The organism is Limnohabitans sp. INBF003, from assembly GCF_055396645.1.
On record NZ_AP029222.1, the window covers coordinates 337,799 to 357,834 of the forward strand.

19 protein-coding genes are annotated in these 20,036 nt (G+C 61.2%); all 19 read left to right on the forward strand.

Features of this window, described 5'->3' with window-relative positions:
* Positions 1 to 29 precede the first annotated feature (29 nt).
* The 19 genes from ACZ5VE_RS01620 (at position 30) to murA (ending at position 20,035) form a co-directional block, all read left to right on the forward strand.
* Entirely contained in the window at positions 30 to 593 is a 564-nt protein-coding gene (locus ACZ5VE_RS01620) for a shikimate kinase (protein WP_464456348.1), read from the forward strand.
* Between the two features lie 32 nt (positions 594 to 625).
* Entirely contained in the window at positions 626 to 1,738 is a 1,113-nt protein-coding gene (gene aroB / locus ACZ5VE_RS01625; RefSeq protein ID WP_464456349.1) for a 3-dehydroquinate synthase, read from the forward strand.
* A 9-nt stretch (positions 1,739 to 1,747) separates the two neighbouring features.
* Complete coding sequence (locus tag ACZ5VE_RS01630) at positions 1,748 to 2,923, forward strand: deoxyguanosinetriphosphate triphosphohydrolase (protein WP_464456350.1); 1,176 nt, start codon at positions 1,748 to 1,750, stop codon at positions 2,921 to 2,923.
* 66 nt (positions 2,924 to 2,989) lie between these two features.
* On the forward strand, positions 2,990 to 4,189 hold the full coding sequence (locus ACZ5VE_RS01635) for an MFS transporter (RefSeq protein ID WP_464456351.1): 1,200 nt from the start codon (positions 2,990 to 2,992) through the stop codon (positions 4,187 to 4,189).
* A 62-nt stretch (positions 4,190 to 4,251) separates the two neighbouring features.
* The gene (locus ACZ5VE_RS01640) at positions 4,252 to 4,806 is read left to right on the forward strand and encodes a DUF1415 domain-containing protein (RefSeq protein ID WP_464456352.1); all 555 of its coding nucleotides are present in this window, start codon (positions 4,252 to 4,254) and stop codon (positions 4,804 to 4,806) included.
* A complete protein-coding gene (locus ACZ5VE_RS01645; protein ID WP_464456353.1) occupies positions 4,803 to 5,669 on the forward strand; it encodes a class I SAM-dependent methyltransferase in 867 nt (288 codons plus the stop codon). Before ACZ5VE_RS01640 ends, ACZ5VE_RS01645 begins: the two co-directional genes overlap by 4 nt.
* A gap of 48 nt (positions 5,670 to 5,717) precedes the next feature.
* Entirely contained in the window at positions 5,718 to 6,425 is a 708-nt protein-coding gene (locus ACZ5VE_RS01650; RefSeq protein ID WP_464456354.1) for an REP-associated tyrosine transposase, read from the forward strand.
* Positions 6,426 to 6,558: 133 nt separating this feature from the next.
* The gene (locus tag ACZ5VE_RS01655; protein ID WP_464456355.1) at positions 6,559 to 11,250 is read left to right on the forward strand and encodes a glutamate synthase-related protein; all 4,692 of its coding nucleotides are present in this window, start codon (positions 6,559 to 6,561) and stop codon (positions 11,248 to 11,250) included.
* 29 nt (positions 11,251 to 11,279) lie between these two features.
* Entirely contained in the window at positions 11,280 to 12,761 is a 1,482-nt protein-coding gene (locus ACZ5VE_RS01660) for a glutamate synthase subunit beta (RefSeq protein WP_464456356.1), read from the forward strand.
* Positions 12,762 to 12,864: 103 nt separating this feature from the next.
* A complete protein-coding gene (locus tag ACZ5VE_RS01665; protein WP_464456357.1) occupies positions 12,865 to 13,680 on the forward strand; it encodes an ABC transporter ATP-binding protein in 816 nt (271 codons plus the stop codon).
* A complete protein-coding gene (mlaE, locus tag ACZ5VE_RS01670; RefSeq protein WP_464456358.1) occupies positions 13,677 to 14,459 on the forward strand; it encodes a lipid asymmetry maintenance ABC transporter permease subunit MlaE in 783 nt (260 codons plus the stop codon). Before ACZ5VE_RS01665 ends, mlaE begins: the two co-directional genes overlap by 4 nt.
* Before the next feature lie 10 nt (positions 14,460 to 14,469).
* Positions 14,470 to 14,949 (forward strand): outer membrane lipid asymmetry maintenance protein MlaD, encoded by a 480-nt coding sequence (gene mlaD / locus ACZ5VE_RS01675; RefSeq protein ID WP_464456359.1) that lies wholly within the window; start codon positions 14,470 to 14,472, stop codon positions 14,947 to 14,949.
* The gene (locus ACZ5VE_RS01680; protein ID WP_464456360.1) at positions 14,946 to 15,677 is read left to right on the forward strand and encodes an MlaA family lipoprotein; all 732 of its coding nucleotides are present in this window, start codon (positions 14,946 to 14,948) and stop codon (positions 15,675 to 15,677) included. Before mlaD ends, ACZ5VE_RS01680 begins: the two co-directional genes overlap by 4 nt.
* A gap of 161 nt (positions 15,678 to 15,838) precedes the next feature.
* A complete protein-coding gene (locus ACZ5VE_RS01685) occupies positions 15,839 to 16,411 on the forward strand; it encodes an MlaC/ttg2D family ABC transporter substrate-binding protein (RefSeq protein ID WP_464456361.1) in 573 nt (190 codons plus the stop codon).
* An 11-nt stretch (positions 16,412 to 16,422) separates the two neighbouring features.
* Positions 16,423 to 16,698 carry an STAS domain-containing protein gene (locus ACZ5VE_RS01690; protein ID WP_464456362.1) on the forward strand — a complete coding sequence of 92 codons (276 nt, stop codon included), beginning with the start codon at positions 16,423 to 16,425 and terminating at the stop codon, positions 16,696 to 16,698.
* 84 nt (positions 16,699 to 16,782) lie between these two features.
* A complete protein-coding gene (locus ACZ5VE_RS01695; protein WP_464456363.1) occupies positions 16,783 to 17,718 on the forward strand; it encodes an ABC transporter ATP-binding protein in 936 nt (311 codons plus the stop codon).
* On the forward strand, positions 17,715 to 18,470 hold the full coding sequence (locus ACZ5VE_RS01700) for an ABC transporter permease (protein WP_464456364.1): 756 nt from the start codon (positions 17,715 to 17,717) through the stop codon (positions 18,468 to 18,470). Before ACZ5VE_RS01695 ends, ACZ5VE_RS01700 begins: the two co-directional genes overlap by 4 nt.
* A 6-nt stretch (positions 18,471 to 18,476) precedes the next feature.
* The gene (locus ACZ5VE_RS01705) at positions 18,477 to 18,719 is read left to right on the forward strand and encodes a BolA family protein (RefSeq protein ID WP_108313500.1); all 243 of its coding nucleotides are present in this window, start codon (positions 18,477 to 18,479) and stop codon (positions 18,717 to 18,719) included.
* Positions 18,720 to 18,769: 50 nt separating this feature from the next.
* Positions 18,770 to 20,035, forward strand: a complete 1,266-nt coding sequence (gene murA / locus ACZ5VE_RS01710; RefSeq protein WP_464456365.1) for a UDP-N-acetylglucosamine 1-carboxyvinyltransferase — start codon at positions 18,770 to 18,772, stop codon at positions 20,033 to 20,035.
* The last annotated feature ends 1 nt before the right edge of the window (position 20,036 follow it).

Below are 20,036 nucleotides of genomic sequence, written 5' to 3' on the forward strand. Positions count from 1 at the left end.
CCAAGCCGATTTTCCAGTGTGAGACTTCCTTGAGCATCATCTTCGTGGGCCTTCCGGGCTCGGGCAAAACCACCATCGGCCGGCAACTGGCGCGCCGTCTGGGGGTGCCCTTTGTCGATTCTGACCATGTGATTGAGCACCGTTTGGGTTGTTCGATCCGGGAGTTCTTTGCACGTGAAGGCGAAGACAGCTTTCGCGATGTTGAGCAACAGGTGCTGGACGATCTGACGCAAACCCATGAAGGCGTGATTGCCACTGGGGGTGGTTCTGTCTTGCGCGAAGCCAATCGCCGTCATTTGCGCGAACGTGGCCATGTGATTTACCTGCGGTCCACACCCGAAGACGTGTTTCGCCGTGTTCGCCACGACACGGCGCGGCCTTTGTTGCAGGTGGACGATCCGCTGGGTCGATTGCGTGCACTGTTTGAGGCGCGTGACCCCTTGTACCGTGAGGCGGCCCACTTCGTCATCGAAACCGGGCGGCCCTCGGTGGCCACGCTGGTCAACATGATCGTCATGCAACTTGAACTGGCCGGGCATTTGCCTGTGCAAGCCCCAACGCCAGCACGCGCACAGCCTGCCGCCAACCCCTGAAATACGGGCCAAAGCCCCTACACTTGGGGGCTATGTCAGAGCACACCCCCACCCTTGAAAAAGTCGCCATTTCGTTGGACGACCGCAGTTACGACATCCACATCGGCCAGGGCCTGATCGGCCGCCCTGACACTTGGGTGGGTTTGCCCAAGGCGCAGACGGCCATGATCGTGACCAACGAGACCATCGCGCCGCTGTACGAAGCTGCTTTGCGCGCGGCCATCGCCCCGCATTACAAGCAAGTCCACACCGTGGTGCTGCCCGACGGCGAGGCCCACAAGGACTGGCCCACCCTGAACCTGATTTTTGACGCGCTGCTGGCCAAAGGCTGTGACCGCAAGACTGTGTTGTTCGCTTTGGGCGGTGGCGTGATCGGTGACATGACCGGCTTTGCCGCCGCCAGCTACATGCGCGGCGTGCCTTTTGTGCAGGTGCCTACCACGCTGCTGTCTCAGGTCGATTCGTCGGTGGGCGGCAAAACCGCCATCAACCACCCGCTGGGCAAAAACATGATCGGCGCGTTTTACCAGCCGGTGCGGGTGGTGTGTGACCTGAACACCTTGCAGACCCTGCCCCCGCGTGAACTGAGCGCGGGCCTGGCCGAAGTCATCAAATACGGCCCGATTGCCGACATGGCGTTTTTGGACTGGATCGAGGCCAACATCGACGCGCTGATCGCACAAGACCCGCAAGCGCTGGCCCATGCCGTCAAGCGCAGCTGCGAGATCAAGGCGGGGGTGGTCGGGCAGGACGAGCGCGAAGCGGGCCTGCGCGCCATCCTCAATTTCGGGCACACCTTTGGCCACGCCATCGAAGCCGGTCTGGGCTTTGGCGTCTGGTTGCACGGCGAGGCCGTGGGCTGCGGCATGGTCATGGCTGCCGAACTGTCGCAGCGTCTTGGCAAGGTCGATGCCGCCTTTGTGGCGCGCCTCAAGGCCTTGATCGAACGCGCCGGTCTGCCGGTGCGCGGCCCGGTGATCGACGCGGCCGACAACGCCGGGCACTACATTGAGCACATGCGCCTCGACAAAAAAGCCGTGGGCGGCGACATCCAGTTTGTGGTGATCGACGGCCCCGGCCAAGCGACTGTGTGCGGCGCGCCCGATGCCATGGTGCGTGACGTGATCAACGCCTGCTGTGCCTGAGGCGATGCCATGTTGATGCGCGATTTGGCTGAAGTTTCCTTTCCGGCCTCCGGCAGTTTGTCGGCCTTGGCCTGCGACCCGGCGCAAACTCGGGGTCGTCGCTTTGCCGAGCCCGCCGCGCCCACGCGCAATGCGTACCAAAGAGACCGCGACCGCATCGTGCACTCCACCGCGTTTCGGCGGCTGGTCTACAAAACACAGGTGTTTCTGAACCACGAGGGTGATCTGTTTCGAACACGCCTGACGCATTCGCTCGAAGTCGCGCAGTTGGGACGCTCGATTGCCCGGGCGCTGGGGTTGAATGAAGACCTGGTCGAGGCTGTGGCGTTGGCGCACGATTTGGGCCACACGCCCTTTGGCCACGCCGGGCAAGACGCGCTCAACGAGTGCATGACCGACCACGGTGGCTTTGAGCACAACCTGCAAAGCCTGCGCGTGGTGGACAAACTCGAAGAACGCTATCCCGCGTTTGACGGCCTGAACCTGAGTTTTGAAACCCGCGAAGGCGTGCTCAAACATTGTTCCCGCACCAACGCCGAGCATCTGGAGTTGGCCGAGCCGGGCGGGGTGGGGCGGCGCTTCATCGACCGCACCCAACCCAGCCTGGAGGCGCAGCTGTGCAACCTGGCCGACGCGATTGCCTACAACGCGCACGACATCGACGACGGCGTGCGCTCGGGCCTGATCAGCACCGATCAATTGCTGCAGGTTGAGCTGTTTGCCCATTACCACCAGCAGGCGCTGGGGGAACACCCGGCGCTGGCGCAAAAGCCCCGTCGGCTTTTGTACGAAACCATCCGTCGCATGCTGAGCGACCAGGTGTATGACGTGATCGACACCACCCGCCAAGCCGTGGCCAAGGCAGGTGTGCGCACGCTGGAAGAAGCCCGACAAGCCGGACCGTTGGTGGCTTTCAGTGCCGACATGAAAGCCCGAAGCAGCGAACTCAAGAAATTCCTGTTTGCCAGCTTGTACCGTCACCCGCAAGTCATGCAGACCACAGGCCAGGCTCAGCAAGCCGTGCGCGAGTTGTTTGAGGCCTATGTGGCGCAGCCCTTTGAGATGCCCACTGACTTTGCCGCCAGCGCCGACCTGCACCGCTCGGTGGCCGACTACATCGCCGGCATGACCGACCGCTTTGCCCTGCGCGAACACGAACGCCTGACTGGGCGCAAGCTGCTGTGAGCCTGTTGAGCGGTTTTTGTGGGAACGAGCCCCTGCTCGCGAATGTGCGAGCAGCCAAGGTGTGTGATGACCGCCCCACGTTCTGACCGCGCCGCTTGGCTGGTCGTGCTGGCCGGAGGCGTGGCCGCCTTGCAGGTCGGCAAACTCCCACCTGCTTTGCCCGCGCTACAGGCTGAGCTGGGCTTGACGCTGGTGCAGTCCGGCTTCCTGTTGTCCATTGTTCAGTTGGCCGGTTTGAGTCTGGCCGTGTTCATGGGTTTGTGGGCCGACGGCATGGGCCTCAAACACAGCATGGTGCGCGGCCTGTGCCTGTTGGCGCTGGCCAGTGGTTTGGGGGGCTTGGCCACCTCGGTCACGGCTTTGCTGGCGCTGCGCGCCCTCGAAGGCCTGGGCTTTTTGCTGGTGGCTCTGCCCGCGCCAGCCTTGATCCGCCGCCTGGTGCCGCCCGCGCAACTGCCCGGCATGTTGGGCGTGTGGGGGGCGTACATGCCCACCGGCACGGCGTTGGCCTTGCTGGCCGGGCCGCTGTTCATTCCTGCTTGGGGTTGGGGGGCTTGGTGGTGGTTGTTTGCCGCCGTGTCCTTGGGCATGGCCGCGTGGCTTTGGCGCAGCGTGCCTGCCGACCCGATCGCCCGCGCCGCTGCGGATGGGCAGGGGCCGGGGCAGGGCGCTTGGCAGCGCTTGCGCCGTACCCTTGGCGCCCGTGGCCCTTGGCTGGTGGCGCTCACTTTTGGCACGTATTCGGGGCAATGGTTGGCGGTGGTGGGCTTTTTGCCATCGATTTACGCCACCGCTGGCGTGAGCGGTGCGCTGCTGGGTGTGCTCACCGCCTTGGCGGCAGCGGTCAACATCGTGGGCAACATGGCCTCGGGCCGACTGCTGCAGCGTGGCTGGGCACCCCGCGCCACGCTGTGGCTGGGCTTTGGCGCGATGGCGCTGGGCAGCACCGTGGCCTTTGCCTCTTTCACTGAAACCCAGCCCTGGCTGCGTTATGCCGGGGTGCTGCTGTTTTCGGGCGTGGGCGGGCTGGTGCCAGGCACGCTGTTCAGTCTGGCGGTGCGGCTGGCCCCGGGCGAGCAGCAGGTGGCCACCACCGTGGGCTGGGTGCAGCAACTCTCGGCCTTGGGCCAGTTTGTCGGCCCGCCCGTGGTGGGTTGGGTGGCGGCGCAGGCTGGCGGCTGGCAACTCACACCGTTGGTCACGGTGGGGTGTTGCGTGTGTGGGGTGGTGCTGGCTTGGATGGCTGGGCGGGAGTTGGCGCGGTAAGCGCACGCACGATGACCACGAGCTGGGCGAAACCCTCACGCCCAGCAGGCACAATCTTGCCCATGACCGACATGAATACCCCCGAAATTACCGACACCGTGCGCTGGCTCGAACGCGCCGTGATCGGCCTGAATCTCTGCCCCTTTGCCAAAGCCCCGCATGTGAAGGGCCAGATCCATTACGTGGTGAGCGAGGCCAAGGGCCTCGAAGGCCTGCGCGATGAGCTGATTGAGCAATTGCAGGCGCTGGCCGCCATGCCTGCTGAAGCGCGCGAAACCGTGCTGCTCATCGTGCCGCAGATGCTGCGTGACTTTCTGGAATTCAACGACTTTCTGGACGAAGCCGATGCCGTGCTGCAAGAGCTGGACATGGAAGGCGAGTTCCAGGTGGCGAGTTTCCACCCCGAGTTCCAGTTTGCCGACACCGAGCCGGACGACATCACCAATTTCACCAACCGCTCGCCTTACCCCACGCTGCACCTGCTGCGCGAAGAAAGCATCGACCGGGCGGTGGAGGCTTTTCCCGAGGCCGAGATGATTTACGAAACCAATATGGCCACGATGGAGAAGTTGGGTGTCGAGGGTTGGAAAAAGCTGGACGTGGGGCCGACGCCATGAAAAAACGCGCCCCCGCGGCAGCGGCCACAACCGAGTTGCCCCCCGAAGTGCGCCCTGGCCAATCGGTTGAATTGCTCAAGCAGCTGCACATCCTGACCCGCGACGGCAAGCTCAACCAGGATTCGCGCCGCAAGCTCAAGCAGGTCTACCACCTGTTCCAGTTCATCGAAAAGCTGCTGCTGGAGCTGCCTGCCAGCGACACCGGCCCCACGCTGGCCGACCACGGTGCTGGCAAGTCGTATCTGGGCTTCATCATTTACGACCTGTTTTTCAAGGCCCTTGGTCAAGGCACGATCTACGGCATCGAAACCCGCAGCGAATTGGTCGAGTCGTCCAAGGCGCTGGCCGAGCGGCTGGGCTTTGCGCGCATGCGCTTTTTGAACGTGAGCGTGGCCGAATCCACCCAAAGCAACGAGCTGCCCGCGCAGATCGACGTGGTGACCGCGCTGCACGCCTGCGACACTGCTACCGACGATGCCATCGCCTTCGGCCTCCAAAAGAAAGCCAAGTACATGGTGCTGGTGCCTTGCTGCCAGGCCGAGCTGGCCCGAGCGCTCAACCAGAACAAGGCGCTCAATTTGCAGCGCACGCCCCTAGCCGAGCTGTGGCGTCACCCCCTGCATACCCGCGAAGTGGGCAGCCAGCTGACCAATGTGCTGCGCTGCCTGTACCTGGAGTCGCAGGGCTACCAGGTCACGGTGACCGAGCTGGTGGGCTGGGAACACTCCATGAAAAACGAGTTGATTCTGGCCAAGTACACCGGCCAGAAAAAACGCGCCTCCGGCGAGCGCCTGCTGGCGCTGCTCAAGGAGTTCGGGGTGGAGGGGCTGATGGGGGCCAGGTATCCGTTGGCCACGAGTTAATTGGGGTCAGATCCCGATTAAACTGGCTGCCTCGCACAGCGCATTCCCATGGCCCGCCAACCCCGCCTCACCGTTGCCGCTTACCCGCACCACGTCATCCAGCGCGGCAATGACCGGCAGGCCATCGTGCGTGACGATGCCGACCGGGAGCGCTTGCTGGCGCTGTGGCAAGAGCACGCCAGGACGTTCAAGGTGGCCATCCATGCCTGGGTGATCATGGACAACCACTTCCATTTGCTGCTCACGCCCGAAACGGACGAGGGCTTGCCGCAGATGATGCAGGCGGTGGGCCGGGCCTATGTGCGGTACTTCAATCTGCGGCACCAGCGCACTGGCACCTTGTGGGAAGGGCGCTACCGCAGCAACCTCATAGAGAGTGAGCGCTATCTTTTGGCGTGCATGGTCTACATCGACCTCAACCCGGTGCGGGCGGGCATGGTGGCGCAGCCTGCCGACTACAAATGGTCGAGCCACAGGCACTGTATTGGGCAGGCGAGTGCCCCATGGGTGACGCCACATGCCCTGTTTTGGGGCCTGGGCAACACCCCGTTTGCCCGCGAGGCGGCGTATGCCGAACTGGTTCAGGCCGGTTTGGCGCAGTCCGAGAAGGACCAGTTGACCCAAAGCGCCCTGTCGGGCTGGGCCCTGGGTTCGGACGATTTTGTGGGGCAATTGCAGCAAACCACGACCCGGCGATTGGTGCCCGGCAAGGCCGGTCGGCCTTTCAAAAAGACGGCCAATTCGGCGTCCGATTGAACCTGTCCCCAATTAAATTCAAGCAGCAAGAAAACAAAAATTAATTGGGATCTGACCCCAATTAATTTTCTTGGCATGCTTGCTGCAGTGCACTATGATCAACCCCCTGCGTAAAAACCCTTAGGAGTGCGCCATGACCACGGCAGCCGATAAAGAACATTTCCAAACCACCGGTCTTTATGACCCGGCCAATGAGCACGATGCTTGCGGTGTCGGCTTTGTGGCCCATATCAAAGGGCACAAGACCCACGCCATCGTGACGCAGGCACTCAAGATCCTTGAAAACCTGGACCACCGGGGTGCTGTGGGTGCGGACGCGCTCATGGGCGACGGTGCCGGTATCCTGATCCAGTTGCCCGATGCGCTGTACCGCGACGAGATGGCCAAACAGGGCGTGAGCCTGCCGCCTTTCGGTGAATACGGTGTGGGCATGGTCTTTCTGCCCAAAGAGCATGCTTCGCGCATGGCCTGTGAGCAGGAGCTGGAGCGCGCCGTCAAGGCCGAAGGCCAGGTGGTGCTGGGCTGGCGCGATGTGCCGGTCAACCGCGACATGCCCATGTCGCCCACCGTGCGCGAAAAAGAGCCGATCATGCGCCAGATCTTCATTGGCCGTGGTGCCGATGTGATCGTGCAAGACGCGCTGGAGCGCAAGCTGTATGTGATCCGTAAGACCGCCAGCGCCGCGATCCAGAACCTGCACCTGACGCACAGCAACGAGTACTACATCCCCAGCATGTCCAGCCGCACCGCGGTGTACAAAGGCCTGCTGCTGGCCGACCAGGTCGGCACCTATTACCTGGACTTGCAGGACGAGCGCTGCGTCTCGGCCCTGGGTCTGGTGCACCAGCGCTTCTCGACCAACACATTCCCTGAGTGGCCATTGGCTCACCCGTACCGCTATGTGGCGCACAACGGCGAGATCAACACCGTCAAGGGCAACTACAACTGGATGAAGGCCCGCGAAGGCGTGATGTCTTCGCCCGTGCTGGCCAATGACCTGCAAAAGCTGTACCCCATCAGCTTCGCGGGTCAGTCAGACACCGCCACGTTTGACAATTGCCTGGAACTGCTGACGATGGCGGGTTACCCCATCAGCCAGGCCGTGATGATGATGATCCCCGAGCCCTGGGAACAGCACACCACCATGGACGAGCGCCGCAAGGCCTTCTATGAATACCACGCCGCGATGCTGGAGCCATGGGATGGCCCCGCCTCGATCGTGTTCACCGACGGCCGCCAGATCGGCGCCACGCTGGACCGCAACGGCCTGCGCCCCTCGCGTTACATCATCACCGACGACGACATGGTCATCATGGGTTCGGAAACCGGCGTGCTGCCGATCCCCGAAAGCAAGATCGTGCGCAAGTGGCGTCTGCAGCCCGGCAAGATGTTCCTGATCGATCTGGAACAAGGCCGCATGATCAACGACGAGGAACTCAAATCGAGCCTCGCCAGCAGCAAGCCTTACAAGCAGTGGATCGAGAACCTGCGCATCAAGCTGGACGATGTGGCCGAAGCCACTGTGGCCCCCGCGTCCGATGTGCCTTTGCTCGACCTGCAACAAGCCTTTGGCACCACGCAAGAAGACATCAAGTTCTTGCTGGCCCCGATGGCCTCGGCCGGTGAAGAAGCCATTGGCTCCATGGGCAACGACAGCCCGCTGGCCGTGCTGTCCGACAAGAACAAGCCGCTTTACAACTACTTCAAGCAGTTGTTTGCGCAAGTGACCAACCCGCCGATTGACCCGATCCGCGAAGCCATCGTGATGTCGTTGGTGTCCTTCATCGGCCCCAAGCCGAACCTGCTGGACATCAACCAGGTCAACCCGCCCATGCGCCTCGAAGTGAGCCAGCCGATCCTGGACTTCGCCGACATGGCCAAGCTGCGCAACATCGAGCAAGCCACCAAGGGCAAGTTCAAGAGCGCCACGCTGGACATCACTTACCCCGCGCTGTGGGGCCGTGAAGGCGTCGAAGCCAAGCTGGCCTCGCTGTGCGCCGAAGCCGTGGACGCCATCAAGGGCGGCCACAACATCCTGATCATCAGCGACCGTGGCGTCAACGCCACCCAGGTGGCTGTGCCTGCGCTGCTCGCGCTGTCGGCCATCCACCAGCACCTGGTGACCGAAGGCCTGCGCACCACCGCTGGCCTGGTGGTTGAAACCGGCACCGCCCGCGAAGTGCACCACTTCGCCGTGCTGGCCGGTTACGGTGCCGAAGCCGTGCACCCCTACCTGGCCATGGAAACCCTGGCCGCGCTGCACAAAGAGCTGCCGGGTGATTTGTCTGCCGACAAAGCCATCTACAACTACGTCAAGGCGATCGGCAAGGGCTTGTCCAAGATCATGTCCAAGATGGGCGTGTCGACCTACATGTCGTATTGCGGTGCGCAGCTGTTCGAAGCCATCGGCATCAACTCTGAGACCATCAACAAGTACTTCACCGGCACCGCCAGCCGCGTGGGCGGCATCGGCGTGTTCGAGATCGCCGAAGAAGCCTTCCGCATGCACACCGCCGCCTTTGGCGACGACCCCGTGCTGGCCACCATGCTCGACGCGGGCGGCGAATACGCCTGGCGCGCCCGTGGCGAAGAGCACATGTGGACGCCCGACGCGATTGCCAAGTTGCAGCACTCCACCCGTGCCAACAACTTCAGCACCTACAAGGAATACGCGCAGATCATCAACGACCAGAGCAAGCGCCACATGACGCTGCGCGGCCTGTTCGAGTTCAAGATCGACCCGTCCAAAGCCATCCCGCTGGAGCAGGTCGAGCCTGCGGCCGAGATCGTCAAGCGTTTCGCCACCGGCGCGATGTCGCTGGGCTCGATTTCGACCGAAGCGCATGCCACCCTGGCCGTGGCCATGAACCGCATCGGCGGCAAGAGCAACACCGGCGAAGGCGGCGAAGACTCGGCGCGTTACCGCAATGAACTCAAGGGCATCCCGATCAAGGTCGGTGATTCGCTCAAGAGCGTGATCGGCGAAGAAAACGTCGAAGTGGACCTGCCGCTGCTGGCGGGCGACAGCCTGCGTTCGCGCATCAAGCAAGTCGCTTCGGGCCGTTTCGGTGTCACCGCCGAATACCTGTCGAGTGCTGACCAGATCCAGATCAAGATGGCCCAAGGTGCCAAGCCCGGCGAAGGCGGTCAGTTGCCCGGCGGCAAGGTGTCCGAATACATCGGCAAGCTGCGGCACTCGGTGCCCGGTGTCGGTCTGATCTCGCCACCACCCCACCACGACATCTACTCGATCGAGGACTTGGCCCAGCTGATCCACGACCTGAAGAACGTGGCACCGCACAGTGACATCAGCGTCAAGCTGGTGTCCGAAATCGGTGTCGGTACGATTGCCGCTGGTGTGGCCAAGTGCAAGGCCGACCACGTCGTGATCGCGGGCCACGACGGCGGTACCGGTGCTTCGCCCTGGTCGTCCGTCAAGCATGCGGGTAGCCCATGGGAAATCGGTCTGGCCGAAACCCAGCAGACCCTGGTGCTCAACGGCCTGCGCGGTCGCATCCGCGTGCAGGCCGACGGTCAGATGAAGACCGGCCGCGACGTCGCCATTGGCGCCTTGCTGGGTGCGGACGAATTCGGCTTTGCCACCGCACCGCTGGTGGTCGAAGGTTGCATCATGATGCGCAAGTGCCACCTGAACACCTGCCCGGTGGGCGTGGCCACGCAAGACCCCACGCTGCGCGCCAAGTTCACCGGCAAGCCCGAGCACGTGGTCAACTACTTCTTCTTCATCGCCGAAGAAGTGCGCCAGATCATGGCCCAGCTGGGCATCGCCAAGTTTGACGACCTGGTGGGCCGTGCCGACCTGCTCGACATGAAGAGTGGCGTGGAACACTGGAAGGCCCGTGGTCTGGACTTCGGTCGCCTGCTGGCCGTGCCGCAAGTGGCCTCCACCGTGGCCGTGCGCCATGTGGACACGCAAAACCACGGCCTCGAAAAAGCCCTGGACAACGTGCTGATCGCCAAGAGCCGCGCCGCCATCGACAAGGGCGAAAAAGTCCAGTTCATGGAAGTGGCCCGCAACGTGAACCGCTCGGTCGGTGCCATGTTGTCCGGTGCCGTGACCAAGGTGCACCCCGAAGGTCTGCCCGACGACACCTTGCGCATCCAGCTCGAAGGAACGGGCGGTCAGTCATTTGGCGCTTTCCTGGCCAAGGGCATCACGCTGTACCTGATCGGTGAAGCCAACGACTACACCGGCAAAGGTCTGTCGGGCGGTCGCGTGGTGGTGCGTCCGAGCCTGGAGTTCCGTGGCGTGGCCGCGCAAAACATCATCGTGGGCAACACCGTCATGTACGGTGCGACCACGGGTGAAGCCTTCTTTGCCGGCGTGGCCGGTGAGCGCTTTGCGGTGCGCCTGTCGGGTGCCACGGCGGTGGTCGAAGGCACTGGCGACCACGGCTGCGAATACATGACCGGCGGCACCGTCGCGGTGCTGGGCAAGACCGGCCGCAACTTCGGCGCGGGCATGAGCGGCGGTATCGCTTATGTGTACGACGAAGACGGCGAATTCGCTTCACGCTGCAACACCGCCATGGTCAGCATGGAAAAGGTGCTGTCTGCCGCTGAGCAGGAAGTGCAGATCGACCGCAATGTGTGGCACCGTGACCAGACCGACGAAGCACAGCTGAAGAAACTGCTGGAAGACCACCACAAGTGGACCGGCAGCCAGCGTGCCCGCGAGTTGCTGGACAACTGGGCCACGGCCCGTGCCAAGTTCGTGAAGGTGTTCCCGAACGAATACAAGCGTGCTCTGGGCGAGATCAACGCCCGCAAAGCAGCCAAGGCCGCCAAGCCCGTGGCCGCCTGAGCCCAACGTCAAGAATCGAAGGAAACATCATGGGAAAAATCACAGGTTTCATGGAATTCGAGCGCATCGAAGAGGGCTACCAGCCCGTGACCGAGCGCCTGAAGAACTACGGTGAGTTCGTGATCGGTCTGACCGAAGAGCAAGCCAAAACCCAGGCTGCGCGCTGCATGGACTGCGGTACGCCGTTTTGCAACAACGGCTGCCCGGTCAACAACATCATTCCGGATTTCAACGATCTGGTCTACCACGCCGACTGGAAGAACGCGATCGAGGTGCTGCACAGCACCAACAACTTCCCCGAGTTCACCGGCCGCATTTGCCCCGCGCCTTGCGAAGCCGCCTGCGTGGTGAACTTCAACGGCGACGCCGTGGGCATCAAGTCGATCGAGCACGCGATCATCGACCGCGCCTGGGCCGAAGGCTGGGTCACCCCCCGTCCTGCCAAGGTCAAGACCGGCAAAAAAGTGGCCGTGATCGGCGCTGGCCCCGCAGGCTTGGCGGCTGCCCAGCAGCTGGCCCGTGCGGGTCACGACGTGACCCTGTTCGAAAAGAACGACCGCGTGGGTGGTTTGCTGCGTTACGGCATCCCCGACTTCAAGATGGACAAGTCGCACATCGACCGCCGCGTCAAGCAGCTCGAAGCCGAAGGCGTGACGATTCGCACCAGCACCCTGGTGGGCAGCTGGCCCAAGGACTCCAAGGTCACCAACTGGGCCAAGGAAACCATTTCTGCCGAGCAGCTCCAGAAAGACTTTGACGCCGTGTTGCTGACCGGTGGTTCCGAGCAGTCGCGTGACCTGCCCGTGCCCGGCCGCGACCTGGATGGCATCCATTTCGCGATGGAGTTCCTGCCCCAGCAAAACAAGGTCAACGCGGGTGACAAGCTCAAGGGCCAACTGCGCGCTGACGGCAAAAACGTCATCGTGATCGGTGGCGGCGACACCGGCAGCGACTGCGTGGGCACCAGCACGCGCCATGGTGCCGTGAGCGTGACCCAGTTCGAGGTCATGCCCGAGCCGCCTGAAAAAGAAAACAAGTCGATGGTCTGGCCTTACTGGCCGATGAAGCTGCGCACCAGCTCCAGCCACGACGAGAGCGCCGAAAAAGGCCTGCTCAAGCGCGAATTCGCCATCTCCACCAAGCAGTTCATTGGTGAAAAAGGCAAGGTCACCGGGCTGAAAACCGTGCACGTCGAGTTCAAGGACGGCAAGATGGTCGAGGTGCCCGGCACCGAGAAGGAATACAAAGCCGATCTGGTCTTGCTGGCCATGGGCTTCACCAACCCGGTCGCCACCGTGCTCGACGCCTTTGGCATCGACAAGGACGCCCGTGGCAACGCCAAGGCCAGCACCGACTTCACCGGCGGCTATGCCACCAACGTGAACAAGGTGTTTGCTGCCGGCGACATGCGCCGTGGCCAGTCCTTGGTGGTTTGGGCGATCCGTGAAGGCCGTCAAGCTGCGCGCGCTGTGGACGAGTTTCTGATGGGCGCAAGCGACCTGCCACGGTGACTTCCAAAGTTCTAGGTAAAATCCCTGAACTGCGCAGGTTGACGAACCGTTAATCTGCGCCATAGACCCTCACAAAAGCCGGTTTGCCCGGCTTTTGTTTTTCATGAGCACATCCAGCCATCCCTCACTCGTTGAACTGAAAGACCTGACCTTCGGGTACGGCGACCGTGTCATTTTGAAGAACCTCAGCTTCAATGTGCCGCGTGGGAAAGTCACGGCCTTGATGGGCGTGTCTGGTGGTGGCAAGACCACGGTGCTGCGCCTGATTGGTGGACAGATCCGGGCCAGTCAAGGGCGTTTGCTGTTTGACGGCGAGGACATCACCTCCATGCGCCAGACCGAGCTGTATGCAGCGCGCCGCCGCATGGGCATGCTGTTTCAGTTTGGCGCTTTGTTCACCGACATGAGCGTGTTCGACAACGTGGCGTTTCCTTTGCGTGAGCACACGACGCTGTCGGAAGACCTGATCCGTGACATCGTGCTGATGAAGCTTGATGCGGTGGGTTTGCGTGGCGCACGTGATCTGCGTCCATCGGAAATTTCCGGGGGCATGAGCCGCCGTGTGGCCTTGGCCCGCGCCATTGCGCTCGACCCTGACCTGATCATGTACGACGAGCCCTTTGCCGGGCTCGACCCGATATCGTTGGGCACAGCGGCACGCCTGATTCGCCGCTTGAACGACAGCTTGGGCATCACCAGTGTGGTGGTGTCGCACGATGTGACCGAGACCTTTGAGATCGCCGACCATGTGGTCATTCTGGCCAATGGGGGTGTGGCCGCGCAAGGCACGCCTGCCGAGTTGCGTGCCAGTGCTGACCCTTTGATCCACCAGTTTGTGCACGCCCTGAGCGATGGCCCGGTGCCCTTCCATTACCCCGCGCCATCGGCTGCGCAGGACTATGACCGGAGGTCGGCATGATCACCAATTTGTTGGGTGCTTTGGGGGCCACCACCCGCCAGATGTTGGCCGATTGGGGCTTTGGTGCCCGTCTGTTCCTTAAGCTGGTGGGCATGTCCGGCGCAGCCCTCAAACGCTTTGGTCTGGTGCGAGACCAGGTGCATTTTTTGGGCAACTATTCTCTGGCCATCATCACCGTATCGGGTTTGTTTGTGGGCTTTGTGCTCAGTTTGCAGGGCTATTACACCTTGCAGCGCTATGGTTCGGCCGAGGCGCTGGGCTTGTTGGTGGCTTTGAGTCTGGTGCGTGAACTCGGCCCGGTGGTGGCGGCTTTGCTGTATGCCGGTCGTGCCGGGGCATCGCTCACGGCCGAGATCGGTCTCATGCGGGCAGGCGAGCAGCTCACGGCCCTCGAAATGATGGCCGTTGATCCGGTGCAGCGCATTTTGGCCCCGCGTTTTTTGGGGGGCATCATCGCCTTGCCCTTGTTGGCGGCGGTGTTCAGTGCGGTGGGCATTTTTGGCGGCTATGTGGTGGGCGTTTTGCTCATTGGCGTCGACGCAGGTTCGTTCTGGAGCCAGATGCAAGGCGGTGTGGATGTCTTTAAAGACGTGGGCAATGGCATCATCAAAAGCGTGGTGTTTGCTGTTGCGGTGACTTTCATTGCCTTGCTGCAGGGCTATGTGGCCAAGCCCACGCCCGAGGGTGTGGCCAGTGCCACCACCCGCAGCGTGGTGGTTTCTTCTTTGTCGGTATTGGGGCTGGATTTCATCCTGACCGCGATGATGTTCAGCATTTGAGGAGGACGGCATGCAACGTTCAAAAAATGATGTGTGGGTGGGGTTGTTTGTGTTAATCGGTGCCGCAGCGGTGCTGTTTTTGGCGCTCAAGTCGGCCAATTTGTTGACGCTGAATTTCAGTTCAGACTACGCCGTCACGGCCAAATTTGACAACATCGGCGGCCTCAAGCCGGGCGCTGCCGTCAAAAGTGCCGGTGTCGTGGTGGGCCGCGTCAAAAAGATCGAATTCGACGGCGAGTCGTTTCAGGCCAAAGTGACACTCGCTTTGCAAGAGCATGTGGCGTTTCCGCAAGACAGCTCGCTCAAAATCCTGACCAGCGGCCTGCTGGGCGAACAATACCTGGACATCACGCCCGGTGCCGACGAGAAAAATCTGGCGGCAGGCGACAAGATCGGCTCCACGCAGTCGGCTGTGATTTTGGAAAACCTGATCAGCCAGTTCCTGTACAGCCAAGCCGAAAAACCAGCAGCAGAAAGCAAGAAGCCATGAAACGCCCGATCCGTAAAATTCTGATGCTGTGTGCTGGCTTTGTTGTGTTGGCTTTGCAAGCTTGTTCGAGTGTCCCGAATGCCGACGCAAGAGACCCATGGGAGTCGATGAACCGTCGCATTTACAGTTTCAATGATGTTTTGGACAACGTTGCCATCAAACCTGCGGCCAAAGTTTATGTCAATGTGCTGCCCAGTCCTGTTCGCACAGGCGTTCACAATTTTCTGGGCAACCTGGGCGATGTGTGGTCGATGGTGAACAGCGCGCTTCAATTGAAGGGTCAGGCCACAGTCGAAACCTTCATGCGCATCAACGTGAATACATTTTTCGGTTTGGGTGGCGTGCTGGATATCGCCACCGAAATGCGGCTTGAAAAGCGCAAAGAGGATTTTGGCCAAACCTTGGGCTACTGGGGTGTCAAGCCGGGTCCCTATGTTGTTATACCTATTTTGGGTCCTTCGACTCTGCGTGACGCCTTGGCCACGCCGCTGGATTTCAAGGGAGATGTGGTTCAGCAGTTCAAGGATTCTGCAACCCGAAATGTGCTGTCCGTAACCCGTGCAGTGGACGCCCGTTCGGACCTGCTTCAGTCGGTTGATGTCATCAAAGAGGCTGCTTTGGATCCTTACTCGTTTATGCGAGACGGGTATTTGCAAAAACGTCAGAACGACGTTTATGACGGCAATCCCCCCGCTGTCTTTGATTACGGTGAGTCAGAGACGCCCTGATTAAAACCCCATCAAATCCGGCTTGCCTCTTGTTACAGTTGTTCACATGTGGCGGGCCAGCTCGCCGTATAGTGACCCATATGAATTTTCCATTCCTATTGCCCTTGAATCGCCGTCAATTTTTAGCCACTGTCAGTGTCTTTGGACTCAGTTCAGTGCAGATGCCAGCGTGGGCCGCAGACGAAGCCCCCGAGGTGTTTATCAAGCGGATTACCAATGACACCCTGGACACAATCAAGGCTGACAAATCGCTGCGCAACGCAGATGTGACCAAAATCATCCAGTTGGTCGATGCCAAGTTGATGCCGCATGTCAATTTCCGCCGCATGACTGCGCTTGCGACCGGACCCGCATGGCGCAAAGCCACGCCAGAGCAACAAAAACGCTTGCAAGAAGAGTTCAAGATTTTGTTGGTGAGGACCTATGCAGGAGCGCTCAGCCAGGTCAGCGACCAGGTCGTGGTGGTCAAACCTTTGCGTGCAGGCCAGGAGGACAAAAACCTGGTGGTTAACACCGAAGTGCGCGGCAAAGGCGATCCGATCCAGCTGGATTACCGCCTTGAGAAAACACCCGGTGAGGGCGCGGGCTGGATGATTTTTGACCTGAATGTCCTCGGTGTCTGGTTGATCGAGAATTACCGCACCCAGTTCACCAAAGAAATCAATGCGGGTGGCATTGATGCGTTGATTGCCAGTCTGGCCGCACGCAACAAGACCAACGCCAAGGCCTCTTGAGCGCCGTCCACATGAGCGCACTGAAGTTACCCCCCAGCTTGTTGCACGAACAGGCCAATGCCTGCCTCGCGCAGTGGGTGGCGCAATTGACGCTCGAAACCCAGGCTGCGGTGGAGGTCGATGCGTCGGCACTCATCGAATTTGACTCCTCGGCTTTGGCGGTCTTGCTGGGTTTGCGGCGGGTCGTCGCGGCGCAAAAGGGCAGCTTGCAAGTGACGGGCATGCCCGCCCGCTTGCGCCAATTGGCCAGCTTGTACGGTGTGCTTGAACTGCTTTCGCCTTCCTGAAAGTCTTATTTCAGGGTCTTTTTGCCCTGATTGCCCCGCTCTTGCCCGGTGTCTGCAGGCCAGCACTTAAAATAGACGTCTCCCATGTCTGCGCTCTCTTTTCAATCCGTCTCCAAAAGCTACCCTGCCAGGCAGGCTGGCGCAACCGCGTTCAAAGCACTCGATCAAGTGAGCTTTGAGGTTCAGGAGGGGGAGTTTTTTGGCTTGCTGGGTCCGAATGGCGCAGGCAAAACCACCTTGATCAGCACATTGGCGGGGCTGTCCCGCCCCACACAAGGCCGCGTGCTGGTGCACGGCCATGATGTGCAGACCGACTACGCCGCTGCACGCCGTTTGCTGGGTGTGGTGCCACAAGAGCTGGTGTTTGACCCGTTTTTCACGGTGCGCGAGTCCTTGCGCATCCAGTCGGGCTATTTCGGCGTCAAGAAAAACGATGCGTGGATCGACGAGTTGCTGGACAGCCTGGGCCTAGCCGACAAAGCCAATGCCAACATGCGTCAGCTGTCGGGCGGCATGAAGCGCCGTGTGCTGGTGGCGCAAGCCTTGGTGCACAAGCCCCGCGTGATCGTGCTCGATGAACCCACGGCCGGTGTCGATGTCGAGTTGCGCCAGACCCTGTGGCAGTTCATTGCCAAACTCAACAAGCAAGGCCACACGGTCTTGCTGACCACCCATTACCTCGAAGAAGCCGAAGCCCTGTGCGGCCGCATCGCCATGCTCAAGCGCGGCCAGTTGCTGGCGCTGGAGCGCACTTCCGACCTGTTGCGTTCGGCCACCAGCCAGGTGTTGCGCTTCAAGCTCGATGGCGAGCTGCCGCCTGCGGTTGCCGCGATCGCCCGTGTCACGGGCCGCATCGTGCAATTGCCGGTGCACAACGCGGTGGAAATCGAACAGCACCTGGCCACCATCCGCACGGCAGGCCTGGTGGCCGAAGACGTCGAGATCCGCCAGGCCGATCTGGAAGACGTGTTCCTTGAAGTCATGAACCGCAAACAACCTGTTCAGGGAGCATCGGCATGACCGGCTGGCAAACTCTTTTGTACAAAGAGGTGCTGCGTTTCTGGAAAGTCGCTTTCCAGACTGTGGCCGCGCCGGTGCTGACCTCGGTGCTGTACATGCTGATCTTTGGCCATGTGCTCGAAGACCACGTCAAGGTCTACGACCAGGTGGCCTACACCTCGTTTTTGCTGCCCGGCTTGATCATGATGGGCGTGCTGCAAAACGCCTTTGCCAACAGCTCGTCGAGTCTGGTGCAAAGCAAGATCATGGGCAGTTTGGTGTTTTTGCTGCTCACGCCTTTGTCGCACCGCAGCTGGTTTGTGGCCTATGTGGGCTCGTCGATAGTGCGCGGCCTGGCTGTGGGTTTGGGCGTGTTCGTCATCACCGGCTGGATGGTCAACATCCATTTCATCTACCCGCTGTGGATTTTGGCGTTTGCTTTCATGGGCGCGGCCATGATGGGCGCATTGGGCGTGATTGCCGGGCTGTGGGCTGAAAAATTTGACCAAATGGCCGCTTTTCAGAACTTCATCATCATGCCGATGACGTTTTTGTCGGGCGTGTTCTATTCCATCCATTCGCTGCCGCCGTTCTGGCAAAAGCTCAGCCACCTGAACCCGTTTTTCTACATGATCGACGGCTTCCGCTATGGCTTTTTTGGCCAAAGTGATGTCTCACCCTGGATCAGTCTGGCCGTGGTGGGCACGGCTTTGGCGCTCATCAGCAGCTTGACCCTTCACCTTTTGCGCACCGGCTACAAAATCCGGAGCTGAACCCCCATGAACGCAGAGCAACTTCAAGCCATCATTGCCGCAGGCCTCGACTGCACCCACCTCACCGTGGAGGGCGATGGCCGTCATTGGAGCGCGGTCGTGGTGTCCGAGGTGTTCGCAGGCATGCGCCCCATTGCACGCCACCAGCGCGTGTACGCCACGCTGGGTCAGAAAATGCACACCGACGAAGTGCATGCCTTGTCGATGAAAACCTACACGCCCGCCGAGTGGGCTGCGCAAGCGAACTGAACACCATCTCTCACTTGAGCCCCCGCTAAAAACGCACACTGAGCTGACCCATGGACAAACTGAAAATTCGCGGCGGCAACCGCCTGCAAGGCACGCTCGATGTGTCGGGCGCTAAAAACGCGGCCCTGCCTGAGCTGTGCGCCGCCTTGCTGAGTGCCGAGCCCGTCACGCTGGCCAATGTGCCGCGTCTGCAAGACGTCTCGACCATGCTCAAGCTGATCCGCAACATGGGCGTGACCGCCGAGCACCACGAAGACGGCCGCGTCACCCTCGATGCCGGTGGCCTGAACAACCCCGAAGCGCCTTACGAGCTGGTCAAGACCATGCGCGCCTCTGTGCTGGCCCTCGGACCTTTGCTGGCCCGTTTTGGCCACGCCAAAGTGTCTTTGCCCGGCGGCTGCGCGATTGGTTCGCGCCCGGTGGACCAGCACATCAAGGGCCTGCAGGCCATGGGGGCCGAGATCACGGTGGACCACGGTTACATGCTGGCCAGCCTGCCTGCAGGCCGCACGCGCCTGAAAGGTGCACACATCACCACCGACATGGTCACCGTCACCGGCACCGAAAACTTCCTGATGGCCGCCGCGCTGGCCGAAGGCGAGACGGTGCTGGAAAACGCGGCGCAAGAGCCCGAAATTCCCGATCTGGCCGAGATGCTGATCAAGATGGGGGCCAAGATCGAAGGCCATGGCACGCGCCGCATCCGCATTCAGGGTGTCGAGCGCCTGCACGGTTGTGAGCACCAGGTGGTGGCGGACCGCATCGAAGCGGGCACGTTTTTGTGCGCTGTGGCTGCCACCGGCGGCGATGTGGTGCTGCGCCATGGCCGTGCTGACCATCTGGAAGTCGTCATTGAGAAGCTGCGCGATGCTGGTGCCACCATCGAAGCTGGCGAGGGCTTTATCCGGGTCAAGGCCGATGGCCGCTTGAAGGCCCAGAGCTTTCGCACCACCGAATACCCCGGCTTTCCGACCGACATGCAGGCCCAGTTCATGGCGCTCAACTGCATTGCGCAGGGTGCCAGCAAGGTGACGGAAACCATTTTTGAAAACCGCTTCATGCACGTCAACGAACTGGTGCGCCTGGGCGCGCACATCCAGATCGACGGCAAGGTGTCGGTGATCGATGGCGTTGAAAAGCTTTCGGGCGCGACCGTGATGGCGACCGACCTGCGCGCCTCGGCCAGCCTGGTGATTGCCGGCCTGGTGGCCGAAGGTGAAACCATCGTCGACCGCATTTACCACCTGGACCGCGGCTATGACCGCATGGAACTGAAACTGCGCGGCCTGGGGGCCGACATTGAACGAGTGAAGTGAC